The organism is Pseudomonas sp. MYb185, assembly GCF_002979975.1.
Taxonomy (GTDB): Bacteria; Pseudomonadota; Gammaproteobacteria; order Pseudomonadales; family Pseudomonadaceae; genus Halopseudomonas.
Window position 1 is genome coordinate 87689 of sequence record NZ_PCQD01000008.1, and the last position, 20098, is coordinate 107786.

At 54.7% G+C, this 20098-nt stretch carries 19 protein-coding genes; 9 read left to right on the plus strand and 10 right to left on the minus strand.

All coding sequences use genetic code 11. The features are described 5' to 3' along the window. Positions 1 to 99 precede the first annotated feature (99 nt). The gene (locus CQ007_RS13595) at positions 100 to 1485 is read left to right on the plus strand and encodes an IS4 family transposase (RefSeq protein ID WP_105646377.1); all 1386 of its coding nucleotides are present in this window, start codon (positions 100 to 102) and stop codon (positions 1483 to 1485) included. Here CQ007_RS13595 and CQ007_RS19085 read toward each other — a convergent pair. The 8 genes from CQ007_RS19085 to CQ007_RS13625 form a co-directional block, all read right to left on the minus strand. Continuing rightward, the gene (locus CQ007_RS19085; protein WP_218278883.1) at positions 1478 to 1654 is read right to left on the minus strand and encodes a hypothetical protein; all 177 of its coding nucleotides are present in this window, start codon (positions 1652 to 1654) and stop codon (positions 1478 to 1480) included. The genes CQ007_RS13595 and CQ007_RS19085 overlap by 8 nt on opposite strands. Positions 1655 to 1776: 122 nt before the next feature. After that, positions 1777 to 2367 carry a hypothetical protein gene (locus CQ007_RS18850; RefSeq protein ID WP_146114587.1) on the minus strand — a complete coding sequence of 197 codons (591 nt, stop codon included), beginning with the start codon at positions 2365 to 2367 and terminating at the stop codon, positions 1777 to 1779. 145 nt (positions 2368 to 2512) lie between these two features. Beyond that, on the minus strand, positions 2513 to 4375 hold the full coding sequence (locus CQ007_RS13605) for an AAA family ATPase (protein ID WP_105646379.1): 1863 nt from the start codon (positions 4373 to 4375) through the stop codon (positions 2513 to 2515). Positions 4376 to 4379: 4 nt separating this feature from the next. Next, positions 4380 to 4874: an ABC-three component system middle component 2 gene (locus CQ007_RS13610; RefSeq protein WP_105646380.1), complete on the minus strand. Its 495-nt coding sequence runs from the start codon at positions 4872 to 4874 to the stop codon at positions 4380 to 4382. Further along, positions 4867 to 5967: an ABC-three component system protein gene (locus CQ007_RS13615; protein ID WP_105646381.1), complete on the minus strand. Its 1101-nt coding sequence runs from the start codon at positions 5965 to 5967 to the stop codon at positions 4867 to 4869. Before CQ007_RS13615 ends, CQ007_RS13610 begins: the two co-directional genes overlap by 8 nt. 72 nt (positions 5968 to 6039) lie before the next feature. Further along, positions 6040 to 7119 carry a DUF3800 domain-containing protein gene (locus CQ007_RS18855; protein ID WP_146114588.1) on the minus strand — a complete coding sequence of 360 codons (1080 nt, stop codon included), beginning with the start codon at positions 7117 to 7119 and terminating at the stop codon, positions 6040 to 6042. A 137-nt stretch (positions 7120 to 7256) separates the two neighbouring features. Beyond that, entirely contained in the window at positions 7257 to 8039 is a 783-nt protein-coding gene (locus CQ007_RS13620; protein WP_146114589.1) for a hypothetical protein, read from the minus strand. Between the two features lie 84 nt (positions 8040 to 8123). Further along, a complete protein-coding gene (locus tag CQ007_RS13625) occupies positions 8124 to 8750 on the minus strand; it encodes a hypothetical protein (RefSeq protein WP_146114590.1) in 627 nt (208 codons plus the stop codon). Positions 8751 to 9769: 1019 nt separating this feature from the next. On the opposite strand from CQ007_RS13625, the gene CQ007_RS13635 reads away from it, so the two are divergent. The 5 genes from CQ007_RS13635 to CQ007_RS13655 all read left to right on the plus strand — a co-directional run bounded on the left by CQ007_RS13635 (position 9770) and on the right by CQ007_RS13655 (position 16284). Further along, positions 9770 to 12619 (plus strand): valine--tRNA ligase, encoded by a 2850-nt coding sequence (locus CQ007_RS13635; protein ID WP_105646385.1) that lies wholly within the window; start codon positions 9770 to 9772, stop codon positions 12617 to 12619. Positions 12620 to 12698: 79 nt separating this feature from the next. Beyond that, on the plus strand, positions 12699 to 13670 hold the full coding sequence (locus tag CQ007_RS13640; protein WP_105646386.1) for an ABC transporter substrate-binding protein: 972 nt from the start codon (positions 12699 to 12701) through the stop codon (positions 13668 to 13670). Positions 13671 to 13729: 59 nt separating this feature from the next. After that, positions 13730 to 14620, plus strand: coding sequence for an ABC transporter permease (locus CQ007_RS13645; RefSeq protein WP_105646387.1), 891 nt, complete (start codon positions 13730 to 13732; stop codon positions 14618 to 14620). Next, positions 14620 to 15414: an ABC transporter ATP-binding protein gene (locus CQ007_RS13650; RefSeq protein ID WP_105646388.1), complete on the plus strand. Its 795-nt coding sequence runs from the start codon at positions 14620 to 14622 to the stop codon at positions 15412 to 15414. The genes CQ007_RS13645 and CQ007_RS13650 overlap by 1 nt, the downstream gene beginning before the upstream one ends. 282 nt (positions 15415 to 15696) lie before the next feature. Beyond that, positions 15697 to 16284: a LysE family translocator gene (locus tag CQ007_RS13655; RefSeq protein ID WP_105646457.1), complete on the plus strand. Its 588-nt coding sequence runs from the start codon at positions 15697 to 15699 to the stop codon at positions 16282 to 16284. Here the strand turns inward: CQ007_RS13655 and CQ007_RS13660 are convergent. Together CQ007_RS13660 and CQ007_RS13665 are read right to left on the minus strand one after the other, a co-directional pair. Then, positions 16267 to 17103 carry an AraC family transcriptional regulator gene (locus CQ007_RS13660; RefSeq protein WP_256582291.1) on the minus strand — a complete coding sequence of 279 codons (837 nt, stop codon included), beginning with the start codon at positions 17101 to 17103 and terminating at the stop codon, positions 16267 to 16269. The genes CQ007_RS13655 and CQ007_RS13660 overlap by 18 nt on opposite strands. 68 nt (positions 17104 to 17171) lie before the next feature. Next, positions 17172 to 17426, minus strand: coding sequence for a Rho-binding antiterminator (locus tag CQ007_RS13665; protein ID WP_105646389.1), 255 nt, complete (start codon positions 17424 to 17426; stop codon positions 17172 to 17174). Between the two features lie 123 nt (positions 17427 to 17549). Here CQ007_RS13665 and CQ007_RS13670 point away from each other — a divergent pair, with 123 nt between their 5' ends. The 3 genes from CQ007_RS13670 to CQ007_RS13680 all read left to right on the plus strand — a co-directional run bounded on the left by CQ007_RS13670 (position 17550) and on the right by CQ007_RS13680 (position 20065). Beyond that, positions 17550 to 17795 (plus strand): type II toxin-antitoxin system CcdA family antitoxin, encoded by a 246-nt coding sequence (locus CQ007_RS13670; protein WP_105646390.1) that lies wholly within the window; start codon positions 17550 to 17552, stop codon positions 17793 to 17795. After that, the gene (locus CQ007_RS13675; protein WP_105646391.1) at positions 17795 to 18112 is read left to right on the plus strand and encodes a CcdB family protein; all 318 of its coding nucleotides are present in this window, start codon (positions 17795 to 17797) and stop codon (positions 18110 to 18112) included. Before CQ007_RS13670 ends, CQ007_RS13675 begins: the two co-directional genes overlap by 1 nt. Before the next feature lie 126 nt (positions 18113 to 18238). Next, the gene (locus tag CQ007_RS13680; protein ID WP_105646392.1) at positions 18239 to 20065 is read left to right on the plus strand and encodes an SLC13 family permease; all 1827 of its coding nucleotides are present in this window, start codon (positions 18239 to 18241) and stop codon (positions 20063 to 20065) included. Positions 20066 to 20098 lie beyond the last annotated feature (33 nt).

Below are 20098 nucleotides of genomic sequence, written 5' to 3' on the forward strand. Positions count from 1 at the left end.
TAGGCTCTAAGCACTTGAAATTGAAATGAAAAAGCTGGCTCAAGGTCACAGGTTGAAAGCGACCAAACCTTCACCTGACAACACAAGAGCCAGCCTTCCATGCATCCTAGACTCCGAGCCACCCATCATCAACAGCAACGTGTCCGCCATCACGCTCAAGGCCTTGATTCCCACGGTTTTTTCAACCTGCTGACAAGCCCTGAGCTGCTGGACTCCGTGGAATCCTTGCTGCCCGAGCATCGAGAAAGACTGTTTCCACCAACAGAAACTCTTTCCCTGTTTCTGGCTCAGGCCATGAGTGCAGACCGCTCCTGCCAGAAAGCTGTGAACGAAGCCGCTATCAAGCGGCTGGCTTGTGGACTGCCAAACTGCAGCACGCAGACAGGAGCTTACTGCCGGGCGCGACAGCGGTTACCTGTTAGCATGGTATCCGCACTAAGCCGACAGGCTGGACGCATGATGACAGAGCAGGCTCCACGAGCGTGGCAGTGGCGCGGTAGGCCAGTACGTCTGGTGGATGGCACCATGATTTCCATGCCGGATACCCCGGCCAATCAGAAGTGTTACCCCCAACCAAATAGCCAGAAACCGGGGCTGGGCTTTCCCTTGTGTCGGCTGGTAGGCATCGTTTGCCTGTCCAGTGCTGCTGTTCTGGACGCAGCCATTGGCCCATACAACGGTAAGGGCGGAGATGAGCAAACACTGCTCAGAAGCATGCTGTCGACCCTGCATGCAGGTGACGTTCTGATTGGCGATGCGTTCTATGCCACGTACTTCCTGTTGAGCGAGTTACAGCGCCGCCACATCGATGGGGTGTTCGAACAGTATGGCGCCCGTAAACGCTCAACCGACTTCAATAAAGGGGTATCCCTGGGGTCCAAAGATCACCTTGTTGAATTGACCAAACCGGTGCGCAAACCTCGTTGGATGAGCCAAGAGCAGTATGACCAGGTTCCTGCCACCCTGACCGTACGAGAGCTGTATTGCGGCGGCAAGATCATGGTCACTACCTTGTTGAATGCCCGACAGACAAGCAAAGCTGATATCAAGCAACTCTATCGTAGCCGTTGGCATGTTGAGCTTGATATACGCAATCTAAAAAGTACGCTGGGGCTGGAAGTTCTGAGCTGCAAAACACCCGATATGGCGATCAAGGAGATCTGGGTCTACCTGCTGGCCTACAACCTCATTCGCCTGTTGATGGCGCAGTCAGCCTTGCTGGGAGACTGCTTGCCTCGGCAGCTGAGCTTCAAACATACGCTGCAACTGTGGGGAGCGTGGCGACAATATCACGATGAATGTGACGAGGAACAGCTGACGTCATTGCTACTGCTGATTGCCGAGCAGCGGGTGGCTGATCGTCCCGGGCGGATCGAGCCCAGAGTGGTCAAACGACGACCGAAAACCCACCCGCTACTGACCCAGCCAAGACCTCAAGCTCGCAGAAAGGTGGCGAAATATGGGCATCCTAAAAAGGCTAAGTAAGTGCCATTCGTACCTGACCCCTTTTCTGGATTTCGGAATTAACTTCTGCAGCAAATTGTTTTACCTGCTCCATCTCAAATGCCTTCGTACAGTTTCGATAAACCTGCAGGCCATTCTTTTCAGCGTCGCTCATATCTAGCGCCGCGATATCTTCATCCCATTCGGACATTCTCACGAACCGCAAGGAAATTTAACGCTTTTGTTCAGCGGCGACCTTTCTGCAGCGAAGCCGAGAAAAGGGCATCCGGTGGAGGCCGTCAGGCCCGATACGAACTGCAACTACTGGTTAGATTATAGAGGTCCATGCTTGTTAAGCGCGGCAATGAGTCCGCGAAAGGCACCTACAGCACGCATGTGAAAATCGTTGTCATAATCATTTTGGTATTCACGCCCAGGGAGCATGAAAAAGTGCATCCGATTTCTTGCTTCCCATAGCCAATCGAGTTCACTTTGAAGCTCTTCGTCGATAATATTTTTGCTTTTGAGATACTCAGTTCGACCTTTGTAGCCCTTACCGCAAGTTCCATGAAGATAATTTTTAGTTAAGCTTTCGCATAGTGAGCCCAATAAAAAAGCATAAAGCTTAGTGAGCATTTGCTGAGGGATCCCCCACAAATCGGTTCGTAAGCTTAGCCACAAAACTGCGTCAGAAAGTATTAACGTGTACGCAAGGTTGCTTTTTAAATCAGGATCTCGAATAAATGCAATCCTCGAACGCTGGAGGGCCGCTTGCCGGATAAACCCTCTTGGAAAGCGAACTTTTGCCGCTTCAACCTCAGCATGAGTTAAATTTTTTCCGGCGCAATAGTTGTGAATCTCCTGCAGAAGTTCACTAGCTTTATCTACCGCAGCTTTGAGCTCTTCATCATTATTTATAGGCATACGACTCTTAATCTAACATTATGCTCACCGGCAAATTTAAAGTGCAGCGGAAAATTTGTCCGTGTGCAGCACCTTGTTATACGCACGACATACACTTGCACACCTATGAATATTGACAAGCAAGCGCCGCCCCATTTACTTACATTTACTCCTGGCTTTCTTTAAAAGGAAAGAGGCCGAAACGACCATACTGAGGGTTCTTCGTAAATACCGTTAACCCAAGCTGGCCGTCAAAAGACTCTGGCGGATGCTCGTTTTCAACGATAATGACTTGGCTGTCGGAATGTTCTTCGATCAGATATTTAAAAAATTTTTGTTTAAGAGTCGTGCCCTGAAGGCTATCGCCCTCGCCCTCCGGCTTGTAGTAGGCAAGCAAGGGTGAATCAAGTACAACAAACCCCGGGTGAGGGAGCGAGCGCTCTTTACAAAATTCGAGCAACCCTAAAGTGGCGGCGGCATGCGTTATCGCTCTGAGACCTTTGCCCCTGTTGCCACGAAGCTTACCATTGATGACAAAATCCATAGCAGTTTCGTCAAAATAAACACTGCCTGTATCAGGAAAGTCCCAAGCCTCAAGTATTCTTTCTACCGTTTTAGAGAAATCATGTAGAACCTGGGTCGATAGCCTCGCGGCAATCTTTTGATTACCTATTTCCGCTTCGTTCTCGTCTCCGAACAACTCTTCTCTTTGTTCACGGAGCTTGTCTAATCTGCTAAATACCGAAAGGTGCGAAACAACTTTGCTACGGGTATCAACAAACTCGGCGTAGTCAGACTGTACATCTGACAGTTCTGGAGCAATGGCGTTTTTAATCTCACCATCAATGCCATTGAACTTGTTTCCGATCTCAATCAGAGCTTCGGATAGACGGGCCGACTCGCCATGCAACGAAGTAACTGTAGAATCAAGATCACTAGCCAGTCTCTTGATCTTTTCCATCTCCGCTGCTGCAGCAACGACTATTGACTCAACATCGCCATCGCACTCTTCGGTACCATGTTGAGATTCAGGTGAAGCGCCGCAAAGCGGGCAAGGCACTCGTTCATGGTGCACAAAAAGCGAACCGGATTCTTCGATGGCCATCAATCGACGCAAATCTGTTACATATTGCGCCTTCAGTAAAGCAAAGCGTTCCAACATGTTGGCTATGTCATCTATCCTGTCTTTAATCGCCTCGCGGTTATTCACAATCTCCCGTCTTTGGGTGGTCATTTCATTGAGCTGAGTCTGAGCCAGTTGAAGCTTCTCTCTACTGGATGAAATAGACTCATCTAGCTTTTCGAGTTGATCTTCCAGTTCTTCACGCCCAAAACCGTGTTCAGTAATCTCGTCCTCTACATCAGCTATCCATTGTTCGAGAAGTTCGGCTTTTGCTCGGTCATTTGACTCCGATTGCTTGCGAGCACCTGCTGGCACTATTGCGCTATCATCCGCTCCCGTAAGCATGAGCTTCAGGGCAGACTTTTCAGCAGTTTTAGAAACATATTGACCAGTTAAGAACGGAGAATCTTGGCGGATTATTTCCTGCTCATTAACAATGATAAGTCGAGCAATGTCGCGGAAACTTAGGGAACGGCAATCTCCATTCGCATTCTTTCGCACATATTTGCTTAGCAAATCTATAGCGCCAAGGAGCCAACCGGAAATATTGTCCTCCCTGCCTGCTGCGTGTTTCATCTTCATCGTGCCGCTTTCCTTGGCATCAGTCGCAGCTTCAATATCCCCTTTAAATACCCGGTAGTTACCGCCCTCTATACTGCGTTCGAATGTCCAGAGGCCTTTTTCCGAGGATTCAATACCAATGCGGGCTTTTTCGTATCCGGCCAGCTCTGGAATTCCTCGTAGTTCTTTACCACCAAGGAGGAAGTCAATGGCCTCGACAAGAAAGGATTTTCCGGTATCAGATGCACCGCATACAACACTCAAGTTTTGATCGAAACCAATCAAGGCGGGGGCAACTCTACTACCCAGAAAGCTTATATTTCTTATTTGAATTGTTTCATCCATTTGATTAACTATCACCTATACCTTGTGATGGGTGAAATTGGGTCGTCCATTTATCAAAAAACCTGCTGATCAAATCTTGAAGCTCGGCAGTGTCCATATTCCCGAAAGTCTCCCCAACCCAGTGAGCTCTATCCATCAATGTGCGCATATAAGGGGTAGCCATTGAGTCGACGAATGGCTTCGCATAGTCACTTGCTTGATAAAAGAACCCTTTCGCCCCCGCAATCCTGGTGACAAGCCCACGGCTCATCATTAAAGAAAGTCCTGACTCAATAATTTTACGCCTAACCAGAAGCTCACCTTCTCTCATAGGAAGAGGTGGATGGAGGCTTTCGGGGCCGTTAACATCGCCTGAATGAACAACCAGATAGTCAAAATCAACAAGACGCTGCAAATCCAAAGCAACGGGAAAATTAGCTGCAAGAATGACTAACGAGCGAACACCTGTCTCAAGTGCACTGTTAAATACCGTGACATTTGGCTGACGCTCTTCACTCATCGTGCTCACCCCAGTTCAACCGACTGTCATTCACAAGTTGGTGGCACATTCCTTGTTTGTCCCGCGTGCGTGTGACGCTGGCAAGCGGGCTTGCATCAACGGCAACATTGGCTGCCTGGCTCATTGTTGCATTTAAACGATCAATACCGCAGTCGTGCTTGGACTCGCACACATCCACAACGCCATCAAAAATATCATCTAGAAGAGCTTCGAAGACACCTGGGGGAACTGTGTCTCGGGAAAAGTTGCGCAAGGACTCCGCATGATAGAAGCGCTCACGCTGTCTTCGGAAGTTGTTCCGTATGCCATCGTCTTTTTCTAGCAGGGAAAGATCGGGCGATTTCAGGTTATCGCCAATGGACTGTGCATATACGCGTAATAGCTGTCTTACGTAGCGATGATCCATAGATACCGTATCTTCTGGCGGTATTTCAGGTTCGGGGCGTGTGGCTAGCCCTCCACCAAATCTTACGGAATGAAAGGGCGTGGAGGCATGTTGTTCAATCATTCGAACAAGTGACACCGAGTCGAATATGGTAAAATCAAAGCTCTCAAAATGGGCAAGGAGATCGCTCTCGAGCTTTATTTTGGCTGTAGACGTAATGCCATCTTCGCAATGTTTTTCCCAGTTATATTTGAGCTCTTCTTTTAATTTTTGAGCATCGGCGAGTAGCTTGCCCAGTTTTGTCCCGATTTGCTTCGGAGCAACAAAGAAATACTTTCGCGGTGACGTATATTCACCGCAATGCGTAAAGTAAATAATCTTACCTAACTCAACCCAGACATCGGAAGGAGCTAACGGCTTATCGTAAAATTTACACTGGTAGTTGTCCCAGCCATCACTAAACTGGCTAGAGGCGATAAAACCTACGACGTCTAGTCCTTTGTCGCCTGCACCAGCAAAGCGCTTGACGCAACGATAGAGATTTTCAAGCGATGAAGCCCATTCCTCGGTGAACTCCTCCCACTCGTCCGCACCAAATAGCTGCACGCGCTTCGCTTTCGGGATAGGAATACCGGAAATTACATGCTCTGAGCTATACAATCCTTTTTGAGGATTGGGTGAAAGCTCTTTGAAATCTTCTTGGTTCATTATTTTTCGCAAGTGCTCGTGTTCTGTATCGTATAACGCTGCGTTCACCGGCTTGTCCGGTGCAACGCTTGGTTAGATGTGATTTTGGATACCATAAAATTTCTTTAAAGGGAGTCCGTTATTCCACATGTAAAGAACATTACCATTCGCAATTGTTCCCTGATAAAATCCTTTACCCAAGAGACTGCTTGGGAATTCCACCTCCTTACCTCGAATAGATCTTTCAAACTCCCGAGCAACACAGTAGCTTATGAAATCTGCAACTTCCAAGAGGTAGTGAGTTCCCGGCTCAACAAATGACGGCTTTACTATAGCTGCACCAGCCGATAGCCATGTAAATAAAGGTGTGTATTGCAATCCCAGAAAACATTCCTCAGCCCACCCCTCAGTTCTCTTTCCACCTGTAGTGTCTTTGATGTTATCAAATATCCACTCTACGCTTTTATTGTGTGCTCTCATTTGCTTTAACGTAGTCAGGATCGATTGAGCAAATACGTCTTGTTTTTGATGGTTGATATGAACCGATCTATCTTTTGCGCTTTCAGGTGAATATAAGCACCCAGAAATATTAAAAGTTACCAACTCAGGGCGTGACTGCCTTATTATCTTGGCAAATTCCTTTGCATGTTTAATTTTTTCTTCTTTGTTTCTTAGGTTGTATTCTCCTGAATTAGGGCTTGATGACCAAACTTTTGTAAAATGATGGCTCCATGTTTCAGGGTCAGAATCAGGAACAATTTTTCGTTTAATCTTATTGATTCTTTTTTTAAGCCTATTCTGTTTGCTATTGTGCATTCCAACCAGTGTGATGCAAAAGAAATTTAGCGGTCTTTGTGAATACTGATCGAGCGGATCAACAATATACCTACCAGCCTCATCACCATAAAGAAACCATTTGCTTTCTTTTTTTAAGATGGTGACCCTAGCGTCAAAAGAATCACTACAAAAAACACACGTTAATGGAAAGCTAACTGGTACAAAATGGCCACCTCCACCTGTTGGTTGAATTGGCTGCTTGGGAAACTCCATTTTCTCTAACCAAGGAACCTGTACATCCGAGTTGCATTTAGGACATTTAAAGCATCTATCAATAAGTTCTTGTGGAATTAACCCAGGAGCAGATCGATAAGGTAATCGACGAACATCCTTCATAAATCACCATTTGAAACCAATCCCATCAACTTCCCCTCTTATCCGGCTTAATATCTAACGCCAGCCAGCATGCGCGCCTACGGAATGGAGGCGAAGCCGCAATGTAGTAGGTGTCGCCGTGCCTGGCCTTGTTATATTTAGAACACCCATCCCAAGAAACCTTCGTCGTACATATCACTGATTTTCCCGGCAAACAGCGAACGTAGCTCACTGTCGAATTTCTTTTGAATCTGGAATATTTGTTGTTCAGTTTTCATCATAATCTGGTTATGTTCGATTACGGAAGATGCAATTTTTCTGAACTTTGTCATAAACTTTTCTCTCTCGGCCTCAGACTCGAGCTGCGTTGCGAGAAGGGTTCGCATCATTGGCATCATGTCGTTCACTTCGACGTCTTTGGTTGCAGCTTTAGATAGTTCAGACCTAGCGTCGTGAACCTCATTGATTGACGTTACCTTTTCGTCGACCATGTTTGAAAACTTATCATAAGTACCGGTCATTAAAGCCAAGCTTTCGTACTTTCTAAATAATTCAAGCCTGCAGTTGGCTACAGTCTCTTTTAATTCACTAGCTTTTACATTGGTTTCGGAATGCGTTTGAAAAATAGATTTTAGGAGAACTTCATAGTCCCTGCCGAGCTCCGATTCAGGTGTCGAAAAAATGTGCTCCAGCTCGTCAAACATGAGCTGGTAAGAACCGCTCAAGTTTCCGTATTGAAGATACAGATCATTATGAGATGTGTGGCACGACCCCTGTAATTCACGCATTGGCGTGAAGTTTTTTTCTATTATCGTGCCTTCCAATCGCGAATCGTTCCTATAGTTTTCTAACACGCCCGCAAATAAAAATGAGCCGAAAAAGACAGGAAGAAATGCCACTAAAACTTGTGCCCAAATAGGCTGATTATTGCTACCGCTCAAAACAACTCCTTAAAATATAACGTTTGGTTAAGGGGCGGGCTTTAGCCCGTCCCAGTGAGCGAAGCGAGCGGTTTGAACCAGTTGTTATAACCCTGCAGCAAGAGTTACGTTCTGAGCCACTGTGCGACCGCTTCTGAAATTATCGATTACTTCGTTGAACAGTGATTTTTCATTTTTGAAAGGCTTGGGCCTGCCTGCTTTTAAATTTTCAATAAAAGCTGAATATTCAGTGTTGGCAACTAGCAGGTGTGACCAATTCAGCCCAAACCAAAGATGAAATGCAATTGTTTCAGGAATCCACATTTTCTTAATGGTGGAGTGTAAATTTATGGCTTCTATTAATGAGAAATCATTGAATTCGTCTTTGAATTCATGCTTTTCATTCTTGTCTCTGTCCGCATGCTTAAAGAAATTTCTTGATTTAAATAGGATCGCTAAAAACTCCTTCCTTTTGTCTTCGCGAATTCTATCGCTATCTCGGAACATGCTGTGTGCGCCAATATCTTTTCCAATGTCATAAAGTATTTGAGATGCAGCTTCCGAAAGCGTATGGATAGATACTGAATCTTCTTCTCTGAAGAACAACCGAATAGCTTGAATTAGTTGGCGCTCTGCTGCATCGAATTTCGTTATGAGTCCCATAGTTGCTGTTGCCTGGCTGGTTATAACGCCCGCAGCACGCGCGGCTTTGTAATGTAGGCGCAGCCGCAATGAAAAAGCCGTCGCCGTGCCTGCGATTGTTAACCATCATCACTTTGGAACCAACTTTAAGCGACCATTAGGTTGCTGTGTAGCTGTACGCCCTGGTGGTATAGCAAGAACGCGACCATCAGCCCCTTGACGGGATGAATAACCTTTCGGTATGGCGACAACCCTACCATCAGAGCCTTGGCGACTTGTACCTCCGGGAGGAATTGCCACCACACGTCCATCAGAGCCTTGTCGTGAAGTAAAACCTTTGCGTATTTCCACAACTCTGCCATCTGAGCCTTGCCGAGAAGTGGAACCGGCGCGCAGTGGGACTACTCGACCATCGGAACCTTGCCTAGATGTCCAGCCATCCGGGATTTTTATCTTACGGCCGTCGGAGCCTGTTCTTGTTGTTGGCATGGTCATTTCCTCCTGTGATGGTTAACAGTGATTAGACCTCACGCGGCACTAATACATAAACAGTGACTGCGGTATAACTCCGCTTCACCGAAGTGACGACGCCAGAAATATTTAAAAATCAATAACTTACAGCTCACACCACAGCCCACCCCGTATTCGCTTGACTGCGTCTTTTCATGAATCCATTACTACTGGATACAAACCCACCCCGCCAGGGACGCTACCGCCCGACCCTCAACAGGCAGGCAAGCCGGTACGCTCTCAATTCGGGTATGGAAGGTAGGCTGTCCTTGCCCCTTGGGCGGGAACGGCTGCGATCCATGCTTTGGGGTCAACATAGCCCAGAGAATGGCGCTTGGCCATAGTCGGAAAGTCATAGGAGGTGAAGGCAGGTGCCAGTCGGCGCATGACCGGCGTTCAATGCACCCTACACGCCATGCAAACAAGGATGCGACCACCCTCCCTCCTCGCTATAATGGCCGTTTTTGCGACTCTGTCTCATGGCGCGCGGAGTTCCTGCTTTATATAGCCCCACCGATCGGCGGGTCATGCGGGACTCCTGTAAGCTGCCGTGGCACCCTTTACCGTCGCCAGCCATATACCGGACAGCCAAAACACCCATGGATAAAACCTACCAGCCCCACGCTATTGAATCCTCCTGGTACCAGACCTGGGAGCAGAACAATTACTTTGCTCCGCAGGGTTCTGGCGAGTCGTACACCATTGCCCTACCGCCGCCGAACGTGACCGGCAGCCTGCACATGGGCCATGGCTTCAATAACTCGATCATGGATGCACTGATCCGCTTCCGCCGTATGCAGGGGCGCAACACCCTGTGGCAGCCGGGTACTGATCATGCGGGCATCGCTACGCAGATGGTGGTGGAGCGTCAGCTGGCAGCGCAGGGTCAGTCGCGGCATGACCTGGGCCGGGACAAGTTTCTGGAGAAGGTCTGGGAGTGGAAGGAGGAGTCCGGCGGCAACATTACCCGGCAGATTCGCCGGCTGGGTAGTTCGGTGGATTGGAGCCGTGAGCGCTTCACCATGGATGAGGGTATGTCGGCGGCGGTGCAGGAAGCCTTTGTGCGTCTGCATGAGGATGGGCTGATCTACCGTGGCAAGCGTCTGGTCAACTGGGACCCGAAGCTGCATACGGCGATTTCCGATCTGGAGGTGGAGAACCACGACGAGACCGGTTCGCTGTGGCACCTGCGTTATCCGCTGGCCGATGGCGCAACCACCGCTGAAGGCAAGAATTACCTGGTCGTTGCCACTACCCGCCCGGAAACCATGCTCGGTGATACCGCCGTGGCGGTGAACCCGGAAGATGAGCGCTACCAGGCACTGATCGGCAAGTTCGTCGAGCTGCCTTTAGTGGGTCGGCGTATTCCGATTGTCGGCGACGACTACTGCGATCCCGAGTTCGGCACCGGCTGCGTGAAGATCACCCCGGCGCATGACTTCAATGACTATGAGGTGGGCAAGCGCCACAACCTGCCGCTGATCAACGTGTTGGATAAAGAGGCCGCCATTCTGCCGCGGGCTCAGGTATTCAACGTCGATGGCAGCGTCAATGGCGAAGTCGATGCCAGCCTGCCCGCCGCCTATGCCGGTCTGGATCGTTTCGATGCACGCAAGCAGATCGTTGAGGACTTCGACGCTGCCGGCCTGCTGGAGAAGATCGAGCCCCATAGCCTGAAGACGCCCAAGGGCGACCGCTCCGGCGTGGCTATCGAGCCCTGGCTGACCGATCAGTGGTATGTGTCGACCAAGCCGCTGGCCGAACCGGCGATTGCCGCGGTGGGAGATGGCCGTATCCAGTTCGTGCCCAAGCAGTACGAGAATATGTATTTCTCCTGGATGCGCGATATCCAGGACTGGTGTATTTCCCGCCAGCTGTGGTGGGGCCATCGTATCCCGGCCTGGTATGACGACGCTGGTAATGTCTATGTCGGCCGTGATGAAGCTGAAGTGCGGGCCAAGCACAACCTGGGCGATGCACCGCTGCGTCAGGATGAGGATGTGCTGGACACCTGGTTCAGCTCCGGGCTGTGGACCTTCTCCACCCTCGGCTGGCCGGAACAGACCGAGGCGCTGAAGACCTTCCACCCCACCGATGTGCTGGTCACCGGTTTCGACATCATCTTCTTCTGGGTGGCACGCATGATCATGCTGACCATGCACCTGATGAAGCATGGCGATGGCAGCGCGCAGATTCCGTTCAAGACGGTGTATGTGCATGGTCTGGTGCGCGATGGTCAGGGCCAGAAGATGTCCAAGTCCAAGGGCAACGTGCTCGACCCGCTGGATATCATCGACGGCATCGACCTGGAATCGCTGGTGCAGAAGCGCACCAGCGGCATGATGCAGCCCAAGCTGGCGGAAAAGATCGAGAAGCAGACCCGGGATGAGTTCCCCGACGGCATCGCCGCCTACGGTACCGACGCACTGCGCTTTACCAACCTGTCGCTGGCATCCACCGGCCGCGATATCAAGTTCGACATGGGCCGGGTCGAAGGTTACCGCAACTTCTGCAACAAGATCTGGAACGCTACGCGCTATGTGATGATGCAGTGCGAGGACAAGGATACCGGCGTCAATGGCGAGCCCGTGGAATTGACCCTGGCCGATCGCTGGATCATTTCCCAGTTGCAGCGCACCGAGGCGGAAGTGACCCGTCAGCTCGACCAGTTCCGCTTCGACCTGGCCGCTACCGCGCTGTATGAGTTCATCTGGAACCAGTACTGCGACTGGTATCTGGAGCTGTCCAAGCCGGTACTGTGGGACGAGAACGCCCCGGCCGAGCGCCAGCGCGGCACCCGCCGTACCCTGGTGCGCGTGCTGGAAACCGCCCTGCGCCTGGCGCATCCGTTCATGCCCTTCATTACCGAGGAAATCTGGCAGCGCATCGCGCCGATGGCTGGCAAAGCTGGTGAGACCATCATGCTGCAGCCCTGGCCGGTTGCCGCGGATGACCGCATCGATACCGCCGCTGAAGGTGATATCGATTGGCTGAAGAACCTGATCCTCGGTGTGCGTAATATCCGTGGTGAAATGAATGTCGCCCCGGGCAAGGAGCTGGAACTGCTGCTGCGCAAGGCCGGCAGTGAAGATCAGCGCCGCCTGAACGAGAACGATGCCTTCCTGCGCAAGCTGGCCAAGCTGTCATCCATCCAGGTACTGGCCGAGGGCGACGAAGCACCGCTGTCCGCCACCGCGCTGGTCGGCGAGATGGAAGTGCTGGTGCCGATGGCCGGTCTGATCGACAAGACCGCCGAGCTGGCCCGTCTGGACAAGGAGATCGGTCGCCTCGAAGGTGAGGTCAAGCGTATCGGTGGCAAGCTCGGCAACGAAAGCTTTGTTGCCAAGGCGCCACCGGCGGTGATCGACAAGGAACGCGCCAAGCTGGCCGATGCCGAAAAGGCCCTGGCCCAGCTCAGCGAACAACGGGCGCATATCGCCAACCTGTAATCTGGATCCCGTGACTCTCAGCGAACACGGACACAACAACAAGCAAACAGGGCCGATGACGGCCCGATAGGATATGCAAATGAAGTCACCCATCGGTAAATGGCTGTCCCTGGGCGCGCTGGCACTGGCGCTGGCTACCCCGTTCTCCAACGTTGTCGCCGAGACCAAGTCGGTGGCGGCGACCGCCATCGTCGAGCACCCGGCACTGGATTCGGTGCGTGACGGCGTACGTGCCGCGCTGGAAGAAGCCGGCTACAGCGGCGACAAGCTGAAATGGCAGTACCAGACCGCCCAGGGCAACACCGCCACCGCCGCGCAGATCGCTCGCAAGTTCGTCGGTGACCGCCCGGACGTGATCGTCGCCATCGCCACCCCCTCGGCCCAGGCCGTGGTAGCCAGCACCAAGTCGGTACCCGTGGTGTTCGCCGCGGTCACCGATCCGCTGGCCGCCCAACTGGTGCGCAGCTGGGACGCCTCCGGCACCAACGTCACCGGTGTCTCCGACGAGCTGGAGCTGGATCGCCAGATGGAGCTGGTCAAGCGTGTGCTGCCCAATGCCACCCGTGTGGGCATGGTCTATAACCCCGGTGAAGCCAACTCCGTGGTAGTGGTCGAACGCCTGCGCGAGCTGCTGCCGACCATGGGCATGACCCTGGTTGAAGCTGCTGCCCCGCGTACCGTGGACGTAGGCTCTGCCGCCCGCAGCCTGGTCGGCAAGGTGGATGTGATCTACACCAACACCGACAACAACGTGGTGTCGGCCTATGAGTCGCTGGTCAAGGTCGGTACCGATACCAAGACTCCGCTTATCGCCTCCGATACCGACAGCGTCGCACGTGGCGCCATTGCCGCCCTGGGCATCGACTACTACCAGCACGGTGTCCAGGCTGGCAAGGTCGCTGTGCGTGTGCTCCAGGGCGAAGCACCCGGCAGCATTGCGCCGCAGAAGACCGGCGAGCTGAGCCTGTACGTCAACCGCTCCGCCGCTGCCGCCCAGGGTGTTACCCTGTCCCAGGAACTGCTCGACTCGGCCGCCGAGATCATCGACTGATCTGACCTGCGCCGATGCACCCGCATCGGCGCAGCCGCTCACCATAGGCTTAACATCCCATGTCATTGTTCTCCCTGTTTGGCGCCCTCGAAGTCGGCCTGATCTTCAGCCTGGTGGCGCTTGGTGTATTCATTTCCTTCCGTTTGCTGCGCTTTCCTGACCTCACGGTAGACGGCAGCTTTCCGCTGGGCGGCGCCGTTTGCGCCGTTCTGATTGCCAATGGCATGGATCCTTTTCTCGCCACGCTGATCGCCACCCTCGCCGGTGCGCTGGCCGGCATGGTCACCGCCGTGCTCAATGTGCATCTGAAGATCATGGATCTGCTGGCCAGTATCCTGATGATGATCGCGCTGTACTCGATCAACCTGCGCATCATGGGCCGGCCGAATATTCCGCTGATCATGGAACCGACCATGTTCAGTATCCTGCAGCCGCAGTGGCTGGCCGATTACATCGCTCGCCCGCTGATTTTGCTGATGGTGGTGCTGGTGGCCAAGGTGCTGCTGGATGCCTACTTCTCCACCCGCCAGGGTCTGGCGATCCGCGCCACCGGCTCCAACCCGCGCATGAGCCGCGCCCAGGGTGTGAATACCGGGGCCATGGTGATTCTCGGCATGGCCATTTCCAACGCACTGGTCGGCCTGGCGGGCGCCATGTTCGTGCAGACCCAGGGTGGCGCGGATATCTCCATGGGCATCGGCACCATCGTGATCGGTCTGGCGGCGGTCATCATCGGCGAAAGCATCCTGCCGGCACGGCGGATCATCTTCCTGACCCTGGCCGTGGTCATCGGCGCGGTGATCTACCGCTTCTTTATCGCGCTGGCCCTGAACAGTGACTTCATCGGTCTGCAGGCCCAGGACCTGAACCTGATCACCGCGGTACTGGTGGTTATCGCCCTGGTCATTCCGTTGATCAAGCAACGTCTGACCCGCAGGAGGCACACCTGATGCTCAGCGCCCAGAATCTGAAAATCACCTTCAACCCCGGCACGCCGATCGAGACCAAGGCGCTGCAGGGGCTGTCGCTGGAGATCCCCACTGGCCAGTTCGTTACCGTGATCGGTACCAACGGCGCGGGCAAGTCCACCTTCCTCAATGCCGTGTCCGGTGACCTGTCGGTGGACAGTGGCAAGATCCTGATTGATGGCGATGACGTCACCCGCCTGCCGGTATGGAGCCGCGCCACCCGCGTGGCGCGGGTATTCCAGGACCCCATGGCGGGCACCTGCGAAGACCTGACCATCGAGGAAAACATGGCGCTGGCCCATCAACGCGGCCAGCGCCGTGGCCTGGGCAAGGCGGTGCAGACCTCCATGCGCGATGAATTCCGCAGCCATCTGGCGACCCTCGGCCTGGGACTGGAAAACCGCCTCACCGACCGCATCGGCCTGCTCTCCGGTGGCCAGCGCCAGGCCGTCAGCCTGCTGATGGCAGCGCTTCAGCCCTCACGTATCCTGCTGCTGGACGAGCACACCGCCGCACTCGACCCGCGCACCGCGGATTTTGTCCTGCAACTGACTGCGCGCATCGTCGCCGACAAGAAACTCACCACCATGATGGTTACCCACAGCATGCGCCAGGCACTGGATGTCGGTGACCGCACGGTGATGCTGCACCAGGGCCAGGTGGTGCTGGATGTGGCCGGGGATGAGCGCAAGGGGCTGGATGTGCCCGACCTGCTGCAGATGTTCGAGAAGGTGCGCGGGGAAAAGCTGGCGGATGATGTGCTGCTGTTGAGCTGAATCACGGCCTACAGGTGTAGTGCGCCCGCGCTATGCCTGCTCCAGCGGTACAGAAATCAGCCGTCGAACAGGTGCTCGACAACCCGGGATAGGGGTTCGTTCGGGGTGTAGCGCACCTGCGCTACGCCTTCCATGGCAAGCCATACCTCTCATCCTCACTACCGGTCGATACTGAGCTTGCCAGACTACCGCAGGCTAACAAGCACACCACAATTTCCTTCAATACCCGGACCGAAACCTTCCCGCAGACTCCCTGCCTTTACCCCAAGGAATCTGCCCATGCTGTCGATAGTCCTACCCATGTCCATCTTCGCACTGGCCGCATCCATTACTCCGGGACCGGTGAACCTGGTGTGTCTGAGCACGGGCATTCGCCGTTCCATTCCACAGGGACTGGTGTTCGTTACCGGTGCCACGCTGGGCTTTGTGGTCCTGTTCCTGGGTATCGGATTCGGCCTGAATTCACTCCTGACCAGCCTGCCGGGCTTCGAACGCTGGCTGAACTGGGCGGCGATCGGCTTCCTGCTGTTTCTCAGCTACCGGCTTGCCCGTGATGACGGCGGGATTCCCGACGATGCGCGGCATGAGAGCTCCGGCTTTGTCACCGGCGCATTGATGCAATGGCTCAATCCCAAGGCCTGGCTGGCCTCCATTGCCGGCATCGGCGCCTATACCAATGGCGGCGACGCCTCGCTGGTCTGGCTGTTCGCTGCGCTGTACCTGCCCATCTGCTGGCTATCACTGAGCTGCTGGGTGTACGCCGGCGCGTTTCTGCGGCATCTGGTGCGACGCCCGGCAATATTGCGTGGTATCAATCGCACCCTGGCGGCCCTGCTCGCGGCGAGCTGCAGCTTATTTCTGCTCGACTGATACCTGCAGGTACTGTTTCGGTGTCGCGGCCACCAGCCGTTTGAAAGTACGCTGGAAATGCGCCTGATCGGCAAACCCGGCATTCAGTGCGACCTCGGCCAGGGCGACGCCCGCTTTCAGTTGCCGCTGGCTGTATTGAATGCGCCGGTTGATCAGCCAGGCGTGGGGCGTCATGCCGAAGTGCTGCCTGAAGGCGCGGATCAGATGGCCGGGGCTGTAGCCACTGTGGGCGCACAGCTCATCCAGCGACAGCTCCGCGGTGCAATGGCGGTCCATGTGGGCTGCCAGTTCCTGCAACCGATCGGGTGCCGGCGGCCGGGCTTGAATCGATTGCCCGGACAACGCCTGCATCAGGATCGATAGGTACTCGACTACCTTGGTCTGCTTATCCAGCAGCTCGCGCCTGCCATCCAGCAGGCAGTGCGCCATGGCGCAATAGCCGTCATACAACACCTTGTCGGTTACTACCGCGGCGTCGATATCCTGCCAGCGGGGCTCGTCCAGCAACCCCAGCTCATACCGCAGCCGGGTGAGCCAATCGAGATCCACGTACAGCATCAGATAGGCCCAGGCCTGGTTGTCGATGGGGTTGCAGGCGTGCGCCGCCTCGGGGTTCATCAATACCAGCGTGCCCTGGTGCACCTGATGATGGTCATCCCGATAGACAAAGGTGCTCTGCCCGGCCGTAATGGCTCCCAGCGACCAATGGGTATGGCTGTGCAGGGCGTAACACACCTCCCGCCCGTCGGCGACCTTGCGCAGCTCCACATGGGGCATGCGCGTATCACGCCAGAAGATCGGAGCATGCACAGCGGCCACAGGTGATGTCCTCATTGCAGGGCGTCGAACGACGCAACAGGGACATGCTACCCCGCCGCAGGACGCAATTAAAACGCTTCGCCAAACCGAATCTGCGCAAAATGCGGATTTTCCACCAGCGCCGTCATGTTCTGTACCCCATCCAGCACCACCCACTCCTCCCTGTCACCCACCATCATCAACAGGCACTCCTGCCGCTGCTCGTTGTAGCCTGTATCCAGCGGCGTGCCTTCAACCCGAAGCCCACCCGCCCAGCTCAGGGCAATGGGGATACGGTAAAGACAGGCGATTTCCAGGTAATCCGACTGATCGCAGGTAATCATGGGAATGTCCTGTAAGGAAAATGAACGGGCGATAGAAGAAGGGTAGCAACTGAATACGGCTCGCGCTGGCGTGAACACCGTTATGCGCATAAGATATGCGCATCATGCTCAAGGAGTATGCATATGCAAGCTACCTACGATATTCGCGCGCCCAAGCGGTCAGCCAATCTTAGTGTCAATGAGGATCTGCTCAACAAGGCCAGGGAGCAGAACATCAACCTTTCCGCCACTCTGGAGCAGGCGTTGGCCTCAGCTCTGAAGGAGAAGCAACGTGCAGCCTGGCTGGCGGAAAACAAGGCCGCCATGCAAGCCTACAACGACCATGTGGAGGGGCACGGCGTGTTCAGCGATGGACTCCGGAGCTTCTGATGTCCCCGTTCACAGTGCATGAAAATACCAATCCTGCCACCAGAGCTGCCGTTCCTCTGCTGCTGAACGTCCAGAGCGATCTGATTGAAGAACTGGGCACACGGGTGGTGGTGCCGCTCTACCCCGTCGGCGATATACCAGGAAAGACGATGCGCATTCTGACGCCCATCTTCGATATCGATGCCGAGCGATACGTGATGATGACGCCGCAATTGGCAGGTATTCAGAAGAAACTGCTCGGTCCAGCCGTCGCCGACCTGTCTGCGCATCGTGAGGATATAATCGCCGCTCTCGACCTACTGATTACTGGAATCTGAGCAGCAGATCTTTCCGGCGTGTAGCTCCAACCATGTGTGCGCCGGATCGGTAATTGCCAGGGCTGCCGCCCGCTCCGATCGTGTATTCTCGACAGCATTTCACCTCAGCCTTGCGGACAGGGATTCATGAGTACCGAGTTGACTATTGTGCTGGCACTGCTGCTGGGCAGCATGCTGTTGTTCATCCGCAACAAGCCGCGCATGGATGTGGTCGCCGTACTGGTGATCGTCGCCCTGCCGTTGACCGGCGTGCTCAGTGTGGAGGAAGCCATTGCCGGCTTCGCCGATCCCAGCGTGCTGCTGATCGCGGCGCTGTTCGTGATTGGGGATGGCCTGGTACGTACCGGTATCGCCTACAAGCTGGGCGACTGGATGGCCCGGCAGGCGGGCAGCAGTGAGACGCGATTGCTGATACTACTGATGCTGACCGTGGCAGCGCTGGGTTCGGTGATGAGTTCCACCGGGGTGGTGGCGATCTTCATTCCGGTGGTGATGAGCGTGAGTGTGCGCATGGGCATTCCGGCGTCCCGGCTGATGATGCCGCTGAGCTTTGCCGGGCTGATCAGCGGTATGCTGACGCTGGTCGCCACCCCGCCCAACCTGGTGGTCAGCAGCGAATTGATGCGCCACGGTCTGGACAGTTTCTCGTTCTTCAGTTTCACGCCCATCGGTCTGGTGGTTCTCGTCTGCGGCATCGGCTACATGCTGCTGGTGCGCCGCTGGCTGGGTGGCTCCGGGGCCGGCAAGGATGAGCCCGAGCGCCAGACCATGCAGGACCTGGCGACACTCTACCGGCTGCCGGAGCGCGAACGCCGGCTGCGACTGAATGAGGACTCACCCTTGATCGGTCGTCCGCTGAACGAACTGGAGCTGCGCAGCGAGTATGGCATCAATGTGATCGCCATCGAGCGCCAGCGGCGCTTCCGCAACCTGCTGCAGGTGGCTACCGGCAATACCGTGCCGCAACCGGGAGACATCCTGCTGGTGGACCTGGCCAGCCCGGCCATCGCCCTGCTCGGCGCCTATCAGGAAATCGGCGTGACGCCGCTGGAACTGGAGCATTCCTACTACAGCGTGCACTCCCACCAGCTGGGATTGGCCGAGGTGGCGCTGCCGCCGGAGTCGCGCCTGCCGGGCAGGACCATTCAGGAACTGGCATTCCGCAGCCGCCACCGGCTCAATGTGGTCGGCCTGCGGCGCAAGGGCAAGGCCCTGCAGGGCCTGCTGGTGGATGAGAAGCTGGAAGCCGCCGATACCCTGCTGGTTGCCGGGAGTTGGAAGGACATCGACCGCCTGCATATGCTGACCCGCGATTTTGTGCTGCTCAGCCTGCCCAGCGAGATCAAGGAGGTGGTACCGGCAGCACGCAAGGCGCCCTATGCCCTGTTCAGTCTCGGCGTGATGGTGGTGTTGATGGTCTCGGGGGTGGTGTCGAACCTGATGGCGGCGCTGATCGGCTGTTTGCTGATGGGTGCCTTCAAGTGCATCAGCATGGACTCGGCCTACAAGTCCATCCACTGGCCGAGCCTGATCCTGATTGTCGGCATGCTGCCCTTTGCCCTGGCGTTGCAGAAGACCGGCGGTATCGACCTGGCCGTGGGCGGCTTGCTGAACCTGTTCGGCGATGCCGGGCCGCGCGCGTTGATCGCCACGCTGTTCATCGCCACGGCGGTGACCGGGCTGTTCATCTCCAATACCGCCACCGCCGTGTTGATGGCACCGGTGGCGGTGGCCACCGCCCAGGCAATGGGCGCCTCGCCCTACCCCTTCGTGATGACCGTGGCACTGGCAGCGTCGGCGGCGTTCATGACGCCGGTGTCATCACCGGTCAACACCCTGGTGCTGGACCCCGGCGGCTACCGTTTCAGTGATTTCCTGAAGATTGGCGTGCCTTTCACCATTCTGGTGTTGATCATTACCGTGTTGCTGGTGCCAGTGATTTTTCCGTTGTAGATGCTGGTACTACCGCGCTGGCTTCAGCTGTCA